At 61.5% G+C, this 12,116-nt stretch carries 11 protein-coding genes; 6 read left to right on the forward strand and 5 right to left on the reverse strand.

Annotation, left to right across the window (positions count from 1 at the left end):
* Window positions 1-24 precede the first annotated feature (24 nt).
* Window positions 25-171, reverse strand: a complete 147-nt coding sequence (locus ASD32_RS28865; protein ID WP_082546640.1) for a DUF1127 domain-containing protein — start codon at window positions 169-171, stop codon at window positions 25-27.
* A 301-nt stretch (window positions 172-472) separates the two neighbouring features.
* Between ASD32_RS28865 and ASD32_RS04560 the strand changes: the two genes are divergently transcribed.
* The gene (locus ASD32_RS04560; RefSeq protein ID WP_060636707.1) at window positions 473-661 is read left to right on the forward strand and encodes a hypothetical protein; all 189 of its coding nucleotides are present in this window, start codon (window positions 473-475) and stop codon (window positions 659-661) included.
* 98 nt (window positions 662-759) lie between these two features.
* On the opposite strand, the gene ASD32_RS04565 is transcribed toward ASD32_RS04560, so the two are convergent.
* Window positions 760-1,269: an NUDIX hydrolase gene (locus tag ASD32_RS04565; protein WP_060636708.1), complete on the reverse strand. Its 510-nt coding sequence runs from the start codon at window positions 1,267-1,269 to the stop codon at window positions 760-762.
* 5 nt (window positions 1,270-1,274) lie between these two features.
* On the reverse strand, window positions 1,275-2,279 hold the full coding sequence (locus ASD32_RS04570) for a substrate-binding domain-containing protein (protein ID WP_060636709.1): 1,005 nt from the start codon (window positions 2,277-2,279) through the stop codon (window positions 1,275-1,277).
* Window positions 2,280-2,463: 184 nt separating this feature from the next.
* On the opposite strand from ASD32_RS04570, the gene ASD32_RS04575 reads away from it, so the two are divergent.
* From ASD32_RS04575 to ASD32_RS04590, 4 genes are all read left to right on the forward strand, one after another.
* Window positions 2,464-3,495: an ABC transporter substrate-binding protein gene (locus ASD32_RS04575; protein ID WP_060636922.1), complete on the forward strand. Its 1,032-nt coding sequence runs from the start codon at window positions 2,464-2,466 to the stop codon at window positions 3,493-3,495.
* 149 nt (window positions 3,496-3,644) lie between these two features.
* A complete protein-coding gene (locus ASD32_RS04580; protein WP_060636710.1) occupies window positions 3,645-5,876 on the forward strand; it encodes an iron ABC transporter permease in 2,232 nt (743 codons plus the stop codon).
* Window positions 5,873-6,934, forward strand: coding sequence for an ABC transporter ATP-binding protein (locus ASD32_RS04585; RefSeq protein WP_060636711.1), 1,062 nt, complete (start codon window positions 5,873-5,875; stop codon window positions 6,932-6,934). Before ASD32_RS04580 ends, ASD32_RS04585 begins: the two co-directional genes overlap by 4 nt.
* Window positions 6,935-6,963: 29 nt before the next feature.
* Window positions 6,964-7,761, forward strand: coding sequence for an inositol monophosphatase family protein (locus ASD32_RS04590; protein ID WP_060636712.1), 798 nt, complete (start codon window positions 6,964-6,966; stop codon window positions 7,759-7,761).
* A 48-nt stretch (window positions 7,762-7,809) separates the two neighbouring features.
* Here the strand turns inward: ASD32_RS04590 and ASD32_RS04595 are convergent, their stop codons facing one another.
* Both ASD32_RS04595 and ASD32_RS04600 read right to left on the reverse strand, forming a co-directional pair.
* A complete protein-coding gene (locus ASD32_RS04595) occupies window positions 7,810-8,916 on the reverse strand; it encodes an HPP family protein (RefSeq protein WP_156383053.1) in 1,107 nt (368 codons plus the stop codon).
* Between the two features lie 156 nt (window positions 8,917-9,072).
* Window positions 9,073-10,599: an ABC-F family ATP-binding cassette domain-containing protein gene (locus ASD32_RS04600; RefSeq protein ID WP_060636715.1), complete on the reverse strand. Its 1,527-nt coding sequence runs from the start codon at window positions 10,597-10,599 to the stop codon at window positions 9,073-9,075.
* A 409-nt stretch (window positions 10,600-11,008) separates the two neighbouring features.
* On the opposite strand from ASD32_RS04600, the gene ASD32_RS04605 reads away from it, so the two are divergent.
* On the forward strand, window positions 11,009-12,115 hold the full coding sequence (locus ASD32_RS04605; protein WP_060636716.1) for an aminotransferase class I/II-fold pyridoxal phosphate-dependent enzyme: 1,107 nt from the start codon (window positions 11,009-11,011) through the stop codon (window positions 12,113-12,115).
* The last annotated feature ends 1 nt before the right edge of the window (window position 12,116 follow it).

Here is a 12,116-nt window from a genome sequence, read left to right on the forward strand (position 1 = left end):
CGCTGGAGGTGGCGTTGCGCGGTATTAGCGAGCGACCGAGGCGCGAGCGATGCTGTGGATATCGGCGCGGTCGATGCCGAGGTCGCGCAATTCGCGGCTGGTCATGCGGCCGAGTTCGGTGACCGTCTGACGGTACTTGCGCCAATTGTTGAAAGAGCGTGCTACGTTCATGATAATCCCCTTTCCAAGGGCTTTGCGGTCCCGGCTGCCATTCAGCGGCGCCGTTGTCGTTCTGATGCGCTGTGTATAAGCCTCCCGATTATGGAGTAACAGCGCCAATACTTCAGGACACCCATGCATCCGCTGCATGGTCAACTATCAGCGCGCAGAGCGCGCTGGCAGACTGATCGCTTAAACCGATTCTGACTGGGCAGCGGCGCATCCCCGGACAAGTGACACGATCCCTTCAAGCCGATGGAACTTTCCCATCTGCGCCACGTTTGCGCAGATGAGGTAAACAGGAGTAAATGACATGCTCGCAAAGTTTTCTTATCTCGCATTCGGATTTACGCTCGGCGCCGCTCTCCTATTGTCGCTGGCGACGTTCGATAACACCGCCGCACTCTCGAAAACGAGCCGCCTGAACAGCACGGTCACACATGGATCAGCGCATGGCTTTGGCTCGGCACCAGCCGATTTTGCCATGGAACGGTTTGGGTAAAATCTTGCTGTAGCAGACCGACCGGTCGTCGCGCCCAGAGGTGGACGCGGCGTAGACTTCATCAGGTTCTTTCAGACCGCTCTTCCCTGCCGGAAGAGCTAGGAAAACACCACTCGCTGCATCGAGAGGAAGAGCCCCTTTAATTCCGGCTCGCGCACACGCCGGGCTGCCTCGACGCAGGATACCCATTCTGTCAGCCGCTGGCCTTTCTCCCGAAACACATCGCAGCTTTCTTTCACATTCAGCAGATGGACCTGAACGCAGCACGGTACCCGCTGGCCATTGTCGAGCGTTTTCAGATAGGTGAAATATCCGAGCGGTTTCTTCTTAGCCTTGCCGCGCACGCCCGCTTCCTCGAAAGCCTCGATCGCCGCGACCTCATGCGGCTTTTTGCCCGCCATCGGCCAGCCCTTGGGAATGATCCAACGGCCACTGTCACGGCTCGTTACCAACAGCACTTCGAACCTGCCGCTATCGGCGCGAACGCGATAACAGAGTGCCGCAAATTGCTCCCGGATGCGCTCGCGGAAGAGCGCATTGGTAAAGGGCACCAGTTCCGACAAAAACGTGCCGGACTTTTTCGGCAATTTTTTCAGCGCACTGCCCATGGGGCTTAACCGCCCCTGATCGAGGTGCGCCAGACCAGATCGGCATGCAGACGCACCGTATGGTGCTCGGGCTCGGGCGTCTCCGATACCAGCCAGGACACGGCCTCGCGGGCAATCATGTCCACGGGCTGCGCGAATGTCGTCAATCCATAGGATGACCAGGAAGCCTGTTCGATATCGTCGAAACCGGCGACGCAGATCTGATCGGGAACGGACATAGAAAATTGATGCCGGGCAGCATCCATGAAGCCGCAGGCAAGCAGGTCGGTCGCGCAGAACACCGCGTCTGGACGCTCCTTGCGGGTCAAAAGCTGCTGGGCGACGACACGGCCGCTTTCATAACCGGTATGGCCGAACCGCTCGACGATCACATCCATGCCGAGGGCTGTCGCGGCGGCGACGAAACCGTGCTCGCGCGCCATCAGGCTCGGCGTTCCCGCCTGCGAATTGGCAAAAGCCAGCCTGCGGCAACCGGCGCGCACGAAGGCGGTGGCAATGCGGGCTGCTGCATCGGCGTCATCCAGGTTGATCTTCAGCGGCCCTTCCCGGTCATCATCGCGATTGATCAGCACCAAGCGCTGGCCGTTCTTCAGACAGAGGTCGGTGATCGACTTATCCGGCAGGCCGGACAGGATGATCGAGGCATCGGCGCGGTAGCGGATCGCCTGCCTCAACGCCAGATCGACGCTGCCGTCCGACCGGTCCGTGTTGATCAGCATCGCCACCTTGCCGGAATTTTGCAGCTGCTGGGTCAGCGCCCGCAGCAGCGCTGAGCGATAGGGCGTGCCGATTTCCGAGACGATCAGGCAGACGATGCCGCTTTCATTGCGCATGAGCCCGCGTGCGAGGTGATTGACGTGATAGCCAAGCGCTTCCGCAGCATCGAGCACCTTTTGCCGTGTCTTCGGCGATACGCTGGCGCCAGACGTAAAGGTGCGGGAAACCGCAGAACGCGAAACGCCCGCTTTTTCAGCCACTTCCTGGGCACTGACGAATAGTTTCTGCGACACCGGACACTCCACCCTGGAGCAACAATCTGCACAATTTTGCAATTGCGTGCAAGCGTTCGATCCGCCGAATTATGACAGTTTTGTGAAGAATTTGTTTGACAGCGGTTTTCATCTCATGCAGCATTTGCACACGCTTGCAAAAAGCGAGCAGCGTGGAGGCGCTGCTTCAACAGGAGGAAATTTCATGGGTTCACGATATCTTGCCGTCGCGGCACTGGCCGCCGGAACGACACTCTCAGCTTTTTCGGCCCATGCGGCCGGCGGCCTCAACCTGATCTGCTCGGCCGATGTGGTCATTTGCGAGCAGATGAAGGGTGACTTCGAGAAGGCGCATGGCGACATCAAGGTCAACATGGTCCGCCTCTCGTCCGGCGAGACCTATGCCAAGATCCGTGCCGAGGCGCGCAACCCGAAGACCGACATCTGGTGGGCTGGCACCGGCGATCCGCACCTGCAGGCGGCATCGGAAAACCTGACTCTGGAATACAAGTCGCCCATGCTCGACCAGTTGCAGGATTGGGCCAAAAAACAGGCGGAAAGCTCCGGCTACAAGACGGTCGGCGTCTATGCCGGCGCACTCGGCTGGGGTTACAATACCGAGATTTTCAAGGCCAAGGGGTTCAAGGAGCCGAAATGCTGGGCCGATCTTCTCGACCCCGCATTCAAGGGCGAAATCCAGATCGCCAACCCGAACTCGTCGGGTACCGCGTATACGGCACTGGCATCCCTGGTGCAGATCATGGGCGAAGATCAAGCCTATGATTATCTGAAGAAGCTGAACGCCAATATCTCGCAGTATACCAAGTCTGGCTCCGCCCCGGTCAAGGCGGCCGCACGCGGCGAAACGGCGATCGGCATCGTCTTCATGCATGATGCGGTTGCCCAGACGGCCGAAGGCTTCCCGGTCAAGTCGGTCGCACCGTGCGAAGGCACCGGTTACGAGATCGGCTCGATGTCGATCGTCAAGGGTGCCAAGAACCTCGACAATGCCAAGACCTGGTACGACTGGGCCCTGCAGCCGGACGTGCAGTCGCGGATGAAGGATGCGAAATCCTTCCAGCTTCCGTCCAACAAGACGGCTGAGATCCCCAAGGAAGCACCACGCTTCGAGGACATCAAGCTGATCGACTACGACTTCAAGACCTATGGCGATCCGGCCAAGCGCAAGGAACTGCTCGAGCGCTGGGACCGCGAGATCAGCGCCAACGCCAACTAAAGGTAAACTGGCCGTTCCGGGCATTTCGTGTCCCGGGCGGCTTAAAGTTTCTGCCGGCCGGGGATCGCGCAACCCTCCACAGATTGCGGCGCGGTCTCCGGCCAACCATCATTCCATCTTTGACATCATGAAAAGGCGCGAGGATCGTCATGGACCATCGCAACCGCAGACTGGATATTGTCCTCGCACTGGGGATCGCGGCGTTTTTCCTCGTTCCGTGGTACCGGATCGAGGGCGGCTTCCTCGGCTTTGGCTGGCTTTCGGGCTTTCCGTCTGAGGCCTCCGTCGCGCCCGGCATCCTGCAGATCCTCGGCTTTGGCCGCTTGTGGCTCGGCGTCGCCGCCGCCGTCATGGCGGCCGCCGTCGCAGCACGGTTCATTGCTGATCCGATGCGGCGCGGAACCGTGCTTGCCATCGCTGGCGCAATTGGCGTTCTTTTCCTGACGCTTCAGGGTCTGGCAATCGGCTTTTCCGGCTGGTCCTGGACGGTCAGCGAAACCATGTTCGGCGCCCTGGCCGACGGTCAGCCATCGATGGGGGCGGGCGCTGTCCTGTCGGCTTTTGCCTTCGTGCTGATCTTTTCCTTCGGCCTTGCCGAACGCGGCGTCATGAAGGGCGATGCTTTCGTCGTTGCCTCCATCGCCATCCTGGTCTTTCTTGTTGCGATCTTCGTGTTCTATCCGGTCGGCAGCATGCTGGTCGGCGCGTTCCAGGATTTCGACGGCTCGTTCAATCCCGATGGCTTTACCCGCAATATCCAGGACAATTCGATCTGGAGCCTCGGTTGCGTGGTTGGCGGCGAGCGCTGCGGCGTTGCCTGGCGCACGCTCTGGCTGGCGCTGATGACGGCCGGCGGCTCGACCATCATGGGGCTTGCGTTTGCGCTGGTCGCCACCCGCACGCGCTTTCCCTTCAAAAAGGGCCTGCGGCTTTTGACCGTGCTGCCGATCATTACCCCGCCCTTCGTCATCGGCCTTGCGCTCACCCTGCTGTTCGGCCGCGCCGGCGTGATCACCGAGAGCCTGTCCAACCTGTTCGGCATCGAGCCCGGCCGATGGCTTTATGGCCTGACCGGCATCTGGATCGCCCAGGTCCTGTCATTCACGCCGATTTCGTTCCTGGTGCTCATCGGCGTCGTCGAAGGCGTCAGCCCATCCATGGAAGAAGCGTCCCAGACGCTGCGGGCCGACCGCTGGCGCACCTTCTGGCACGTATCGCTGCCATTGATGAAGCCGGGCATCGCCAACGCCTTTCTGATCGGCTTTATCGAAAGCATGGCCGATTTCGGCAATCCGCTGGTGCTCGGCGGCAGTCATGGCGTGCTTTCGACAGAAATATTCTTTGCCGTGGTCGGCTCGCAGAACGATCCCTCGCGCGCCGCCGTTCTCGCCATCATCCTGCTGTGCTTCACGCTGACGGCCTTCCTTGCGCAGCGCTACTGGCTGTCCGGCAAGAATTTCGCCACCGTGACCGGCAAAGGTGACAGCGGTTCGCATATCGCATTGCCCCGCTCGATCTCCATTGCTGTGCACGCCATGGTCATCCCGTGGATGATCTTCACGGTCGTGATCTACGGCATGATCCTGTTCGGCGGCTTCGTGAAGACCTGGGGTCTGGACAATTCGCTGACGCTCGAACATTACGCCCGCGCCTTCTCCGTTGAAATGCGCGATGGGGCCCTCGCCTGGACCGGCGTTGCCTGGAATTCCTTCTGGACCACGATCGAGATTGCGTTGATCTCGGCGCCGCTGACGGCGGCGGTCGGGCTGCTGACCGCCTATCTGATCGTCCGCCAGAAATTTGCCGGCCGCAACGTGTTCGAATTCGCCCTGATGATGAGTTTTGCCATTCCGGGTACCGTCATCGGCATCAGCTACATCATGGCCTTCAACCTGCCGCCATTGGAAATGACCGGCACGGCGCTGATCCTGATTGCCTGCTTCGTCTTCCGCAACATGCCGGTCGGTGTGCGCGGTGGCGTGGCGGCCATGAGCCAGCTCGACAAGAGCCTTGACGAAGCATCGCTCACCCTGCGCGCCACCAGCTTCCGCACGATCCGCAAGGTCATCCTGCCGTTACTTAGGCCCGCGATCACCGCCGCACTGGTCTATTCTTTCGTGCGCGCCATCACCTCCATCAGCGCCGTCATCTTCCTTGTCAGCGCCCAATACAATATGGCGACCTCCTATATTGTCGGCCTCGTCGAAAACGGCGAATACGGCGTTGCAATCGCCTATTCCTCCATGCTGATCGTGGTGATGATCGTCGTTATCGCCGGCTTCCAGCTTCTCGTCGGGGAACGCCGGCTGCGGCGCGAAAATCGCGTGGCCGGCATCACCACAGCCCCTTCCCTTTCCCTCGGTCAGGAGAAAACCGTATGATCACCCCCCGCTCCGGCTCGGTCGTCTTTCAAAATATCAAGAAGCAGTTCGGCGCCTTTACCGCCATTCACGACCTGTCGCTGACCATCGAGCCCGGCCAGCTGGTCACGCTGCTCGGTCCCTCCGGCTGCGGCAAGACCACGACGTTGCGCATGCTGGCCGGCCTTGAACATCCAAGCGCAGGCCGGATCCTGATCGGCGGCAAGGATGTCACCATGCTGCCAGCCAACGAGCGCGACGTTTCGATGGTGTTTCAGTCCTATGCGCTGTTTCCGCATATGAGCTCGCTCGACAACGTGGCCTACGGCCTGGAATCGTCCGGTCTGAAGAAAAAGGAGGCGCGGGAAAAGGCGGAAGAAGGCCTGAAGCTCGTCGGCCTTGCCGGCATGGGCGCGCGGCTGCCCGCCGAGCTTTCGGGCGGCCAGCAGCAGCGCGTCGCCGTTGCCCGTGCGCTGGTGCTCGAGCCACAGGTTCTTTTGCTCGACGAGCCGTTGTCCAACCTTGACGCCCGGCTGCGCCGCCAGGTGCGCACCGAAATCCGCGACCTGCAGCAGCGTCTTGGCTTTACCGCCGTCTACGTCACCCATGACCAGGACGAGGCGCTCGCCGTGTCCGACCGGATCGTCATCATGAAGGACGGGGTGATTGCCCAGGAAGGCTCGCCGCGCGATCTCTACGAGGCGCCGGCTTCGGCCTTCATTGCCGATTTCATGGGCGAGGCCAATGTGGTTGCCTGTGACGTCATCAGTGTCGATGGCGCCGACGCCACCATCCGCATCGGTGCGCTCGAACATCGGGTTCCCAGCCGCAATGCCCGCCCCGGACCGGCAAAGCTTGCCGTGCGCCCGAATTCGATCACGCTCGAGCCGGCATCGGGGGCCGCCTTCCCCGGCCAGATCACCCATTCCGCCTATCTTGGCGACCATGTGGAATACGAGGTAGAGACAAGCACAGGCAGGCTTTTCGTCGTCGATCCGGCCGTCGAGCGTGCGCTTGCACCATCGACGCAAGTCGCCATCGGTTTCAAGGGACGCGGCATCGCCATCATCAACGGCTGAGCCACGCAATATTACAGAAGGACCATTCCATGACATCGCAGATATCCGGGCTCGACGTGCGCTTTGCCTTGGCACAGGCCATCGCCAAGGAAGCCGGCAGCGTCGCGCTCGACTATTACAACCGGCGCGAGACGCTGGTGATCGAAACCAAGCGCGACCTGCAGGACGTCGTTTCCATTGCCGACCGCGAGGTCGAAAACCTCATTCGCGCCCGCGTTGCCGAAGCCCATCCCGGCGACGGGTTCCTGGGGGAGGAATATGGGCTTGCCCGTGGCGATAGCGGTTATACCTGGGTGGTCGATCCGATCGACGGCACCAGCCCCTTCGTTAACGGCATGCCGAACTGGTGCGTCTCCATCGCCGTTTTGCACAATGACGAGCCGGTGATCGGCGTCATCTGCGCGCCCTGCCATGACGAGCTTTATGCGAGCGCAAGCGGCAAGGGCGCGACGCTCAACGGCCGCGTTCTCACCCTCGATCCCTCCCGCACCATCCGCAATGCCGTTACCGGCATCGGCGCCAACAATTATGTGACGCCGGCCTTCGTCGGAAAGATGGTCGAAGATCTCCTGGAAGCGGGCGGCAACTTTATCCGCAACGGTTCCGGCGCGTTGATGCTTGCCTATGTCGCCGCAGGCCGCCTCGTCGGCTATTACGAGCCCTATATGCATGCCTGGGATTGCCTTGCCGGCTATTGCCTCGTCAAGGAAGCGGGTGGCTGGTATCACCCCTTCCCTGTGGAGGGCGAACAGCTGACCAAGGGTTCGCCCGTTCTGGCCACGGCACCCGGCGCACGGGAAGACCTGATGAAGATCGCCGGTCTCTAAACGTATCACATGGGGCTGGCGCCCTCCGGCGGCGCCATCACTCTCATCTTACGGCGTGGCGCTGCCGGTTGGCAACGCGCGGGCGGCCGCGCTCAAAAGATCGGTCTGGGATATCAGCCCCAGAATACGATGCTCGCTATCGATCACGATGACGGCATGGGCGTGTCCGTCCGTCAGAACCGGCAACAGGGAGAATGCCGGGTCGGTGTCCGACGCGGTTGCCGCTTTCGACAGGATTTCGCCGACACGCGTTGCCGGACGGAAAAGTTCGCGCAAACCGACCGTGCCCGCCAGCCTGCCGTCCGCGTCCTTCACCGGCAGCGTGCGGATATTGTGCTTCAAAAGCAGCGCACGCGCCTCAGCGGGATCGGCATCGGCATTGATCGCGATGACGTCACGCGACATGATGTCGGCGCAGCGGATATCGCCATGGGCGCGGATGACTGCCTGAAGCTCGACCTGCTGCAACAGGCGGCTGAGATCCCCCCGGTCGATGTCGAAGGTCTCGTCGAACGCTGCAAGGGCCGCGTCGAGATCTTCCTCGCGGAAACCGGCGCGCAAGGATGCCGGCGGGTCTGCGGTCCTGTGGATATTGACCGGTGCGATGGTTGCGACATGCGGATAGTTGCGCCTTGCAAGCTTGTGAAACAGCAGACCGAGCGCCACCAGGATGCAGGAATTCAGGCCGACCGGCACGAACGGAAACAACAGCCCCCAACCGGCAACCACCGGTCCACCGAGCACGGCGGTGAGCGCAGCAGCGCCGCCCGGCGGATGCAGGCAGCGCGCCAGGGACATCGCGGCAATCGCCAGCGCGACGCCGACACCGGAGGCGATGACCGGATCGTGGATCAGCGAGGCGGTGATAATGCCCACCAGCGCCGAAATCGTGTTGCCGCCGATGATCGACCAGGGCTGCGCGAGCGGGCTGGCCGGGACCGCAAACAGAAGCACGGCGGACGCCCCCATGGGCGCCACGATCAAGGGCAGATGCGGGCCTTGCCCGAGCAGATAGCTGCTGATGAGGCCGGTCAGGCCGATGCCGATCAAAGCGCCGACGCAGGCAATCAGCCGCTCACGCAAGGTGGCGCCGGCGAGAATGGGCACGAACATCCGAAAACGGCCGTCCGGCTTTGGCTTTGGGGGATTGGACATCGGAAACCGGGCACGCCGAAAGACGGAAACGGGTGGCGGCGCGCGCGTCATCCCGTGTCCCGGCTATAGGAAAATCGGCCGCAAAGCGCAACGCCAAACGAAGGCCGCCCGTTTCTGACAAAGGAAACGGCCAGCTTTCCGGCCGTCTCAATGCGCCTAGTTCTGTTTGGCGGCCTCGGCGAAGAACCCTTCGGGACTATCGACCTCGACCAGCTTCTTCCTGTCGATCAGCCAGAACCGGTTGGCGACAGCGCGAACGAAGCTTCGATCATGCGAAACGAACAGGCAGCTCGTCTGCTGCGCCATCAGTTCCGCCTCCAGCGCCTCCTGCCCATCGATATCGAGATGGTTGGTCGGTTCGTCCAAAAGATAGAAGTTGGGATTGGTGAGCCGCAGGATCAGCATGCCGAGCCGCGCCTTCTGGCCGCCGGACAGCTGACCGACCGGGCGGGCCTGCAGCTCGATCGACATTCCGGCTCCGGCCAGAAGCGCCCGCGCCCGCTGGTCGCCGATGTCGAACCGGCGGATGATCGTCGCCATCGGCGTTTCAGCCGGGCGAAGATCGGCCAAGGCCTGGTCGCCGTAGCCGAGAACCAGCGATGGCGTCGCCTTGATGCCCTCCTGCGCCGTCTCCGGCAGTTCGATCGCCTTGCGCAGCATCATGACGAGGCGGGTCTTGCCCGCCCCATTGGCGCCCAGAAGCACGATCCGGTCGCCCTGGCAGACGAATTGCTTGCCTGTTTTAAACAGCAGCGTGCCATCCGGGGTCTGCACTGCGGCATCCTCGAGCGTGACCAGCACCTTGGCATGGGTGCCCCGATTGGCCAGCCTGATCGCACCGGCCGAGCGCTCCAGATGGGCGGGTTTGGCGGCGTCCTCGAGCTTGTCGGCCCGTTGCTTCAACTGCTTGGTCTTGACGACGAGCAGATCGCTGCCGGAATTGATGCCGATATTGTTGAGCTTGGCCGCCTGCTTGCGCAATTGCCCGGCGGCCTTGATGTCGCGCTGATAGCGGCGCTCATCGGCAGCATCCGCCTCGTCGAGTGCGACCCGCGCCCTCGTATATGGCAACGGAAAAATCTGCGACTGCTCGGCGCGCAAAAAGAGCGTGCGATTGGTCACGGCGGCGAGAAAGGCTCGGTCGTGGCTGGCGATAATGACGGGAACGTCACGCGGCAGGGCATTCAGCCATGCCTCAAGCATCGCGATCTTGCCGAGATCGAGATGGTTGGTCGGCTCGTCCAGCATCAGCACATCAGGCTCGGTCACCCACACGCGGGCGAGCATGGCGATGCGCTGCCAGCCGCCGCTCAGCTGTGCCAGCGGCCGTTGCCGTAGCGCCTCGGGCACATCGAGTTCCTCCAGCACCACATCGACACGCCAGCTCTCGCTCTCCTGCTGATCCGCAGAGAGTGCGTCGAGGACGGCGGCGTAGAACGTCAGCTCGAACAGGCGTGTTGGGACATTCTGCTCGACATAGCCGACCGTGAGGCCGCGAGCCTTGGTGATCTCGCCTTCGGTTGCCTCCAGCGCACCTGAAATGCAGCGAAAGAGCGTCGATTTTCCACGGCCATTGGCGGCGACAAGGCCGATACGGTCGCCGGCATTGACGACGAGATTGAGTTTCGAAAAGAGCGGATTGCCCAGCACTATGCCGAGATTGCGGATGTTGATAAGGGTCATGGATCTGTCTCTGGTCTTGCCGCACGGTCATCCATCGAGGGCTCTCAGGCCATCATCGATGCGATGCGTCGCGCGCGGCGGATTGGAAAATGCAGACAGCGAAACCAACGGGATCGGCGCTGCAGTGCCACGAAGGGCAGACCAGAAGACGGTTTTTTAAGAGAAACGGACCTTGGTCAGCCCTGCAAACACATTTGCAGGGCGTTGACGGGGCCACGCTGGCGATGGTGCCGGAAAAATGTGTTCATTGCGCAGCCCTCCTTTCTCGATAACGGCTTTCATACCATCGGATTTCGAGATGCGCAATCACGCCGCTCCGCGTGCGTTTATAGACATAATTTCCATTCTGTACTTTATTGTCTACGTGCTTCGTGATACACAGCCGCATAACCTTCACGGAGATTACGCCATGCAGATCGAGGAATTCACGCTCGAACGGATCCAGTCGCTCTACGAAAACCTGGTGGAGTATAATCTCTCCGATAGCGGCGTTCATCCCTATTCGCTGAAGGAATTGCTGACACCCGATCAGCTGCTTGGCCTGCATGAGGTGGAGCTGGGTTATGGCTGGACCAATGGCGGCGTCGAGCTGCGCGATACCATTTCCCGCCTGTACACCGGCCGCGACGGTGACAACGTCATGGTCACCAATGGTTCGGCGGAAGCGAACTTCATTCTGGTGATGACCCTTCTGGAGCCAGGCGACGAACTGGTGCTGTTCGTGCCGAACTACCTGCAGATCCGGGGATGGGCAAAGGCGCTCGGCGTCACCGTCAAGGAGATCGTGCTGCGCGAAGAACTTGGATGGCTGCCGGATCTCGACGAGGTGCGCGCCGCCGTGACGCCGAAGACCAAGATGATCAGCCTGTGCAATCCCAACAACCCGACCGGCAGCCTCCTGCCGCGCGAAACGATGGACGCGCTTGTCGCGATCGCCCGCGAACACGGCGTCTACCTGCATGCCGACGAAATCTACAAGGGGTCCGAGCTGGATGTGGAGGAATCCGTCAGCTTTGCCGATCTCTACGAAAAAGCGGTGGTGACGGCGGGGCTTTCGAAAGCAATGGCGCTGCCGGGCCTGCGGCTTGGCTGGCTGGTTGGGCCTGCCAAGGAAATCTACGGCACCTGGCAGCGCAAGGATTATACCTCGATCACCACCGGTGCGCTTAGCGAACATATCGCCAATATCGTGCTGCAGCCGGCCAAACGCGCCGAAATCCTGTCGCGCAGCCGCCATCTGCTTCGGGAAAACCGGGCGCTGCTGACCGCCTGGATCGAGGCGCATAACAATCTGTTTTCGTACCTGCCGCCGCAGGCCGGCGGCATGGCTTTCGTCCGCTATAACAGGGAGATCAACTCCTCCGTTCTGGTCGATCGGGTCCGCGAGCAAAAGAGCGTCATGCTGGTGCCGGGCGATGTCTACGGTCTCGATGGCTATGTGCGCATCGGCATCGGGGCGCAGAAGCATCATCTGGAGGCAGGGCTTTCGCGCCTTGCAGACTTTATGAGGGCGTGAC

This window comes from Rhizobium sp. Root483D2 (assembly GCF_001426685.1).
GTDB lineage: Bacteria > Pseudomonadota > Alphaproteobacteria > Rhizobiales > Rhizobiaceae > Pararhizobium > Pararhizobium qamdonense.

Excerpts from the sequence above, each read along its gene's own strand:
- ASD32_RS28865 (WP_082546640.1), bottom strand. The coding sequence starts at position 171 with ATGAACGTAGCACGCTCTTTCAACAATTGGCGCAAGTACCGTCAGACG.
- ASD32_RS04580 (WP_060636710.1), top strand. The coding sequence starts at position 3,645 with ATGGACCATCGCAACCGCAGACTGGATATTGTCCTCGCACTGGGGATC.
- ASD32_RS04600 (WP_060636715.1), bottom strand. The coding sequence starts at position 10,599 with ATGACCCTTATCAACATCCGCAATCTCGGCATAGTGCTGGGCAATCCG.
- ASD32_RS04605 (WP_060636716.1), top strand. The coding sequence starts at position 11,009 with ATGCAGATCGAGGAATTCACGCTCGAACGGATCCAGTCGCTCTACGAA.
- ASD32_RS04575 (WP_060636922.1), top strand. The coding sequence starts at position 2,464 with ATGGGTTCACGATATCTTGCCGTCGCGGCACTGGCCGCCGGAACGACA.
- ASD32_RS04590 (WP_060636712.1), top strand. The coding sequence starts at position 6,964 with ATGACATCGCAGATATCCGGGCTCGACGTGCGCTTTGCCTTGGCACAG.
- ASD32_RS04595 (WP_156383053.1), bottom strand. The coding sequence starts at position 8,916 with ATGTCCAATCCCCCAAAGCCAAAGCCGGACGGCCGTTTTCGGATGTTC.
- ASD32_RS04585 (WP_060636711.1), top strand. The coding sequence starts at position 5,873 with ATGATCACCCCCCGCTCCGGCTCGGTCGTCTTTCAAAATATCAAGAAG.
- ASD32_RS04565 (WP_060636708.1), bottom strand. The coding sequence starts at position 1,269 with ATGGGCAGTGCGCTGAAAAAATTGCCGAAAAAGTCCGGCACGTTTTTG.
- ASD32_RS04560 (WP_060636707.1), top strand. The coding sequence starts at position 473 with ATGCTCGCAAAGTTTTCTTATCTCGCATTCGGATTTACGCTCGGCGCC.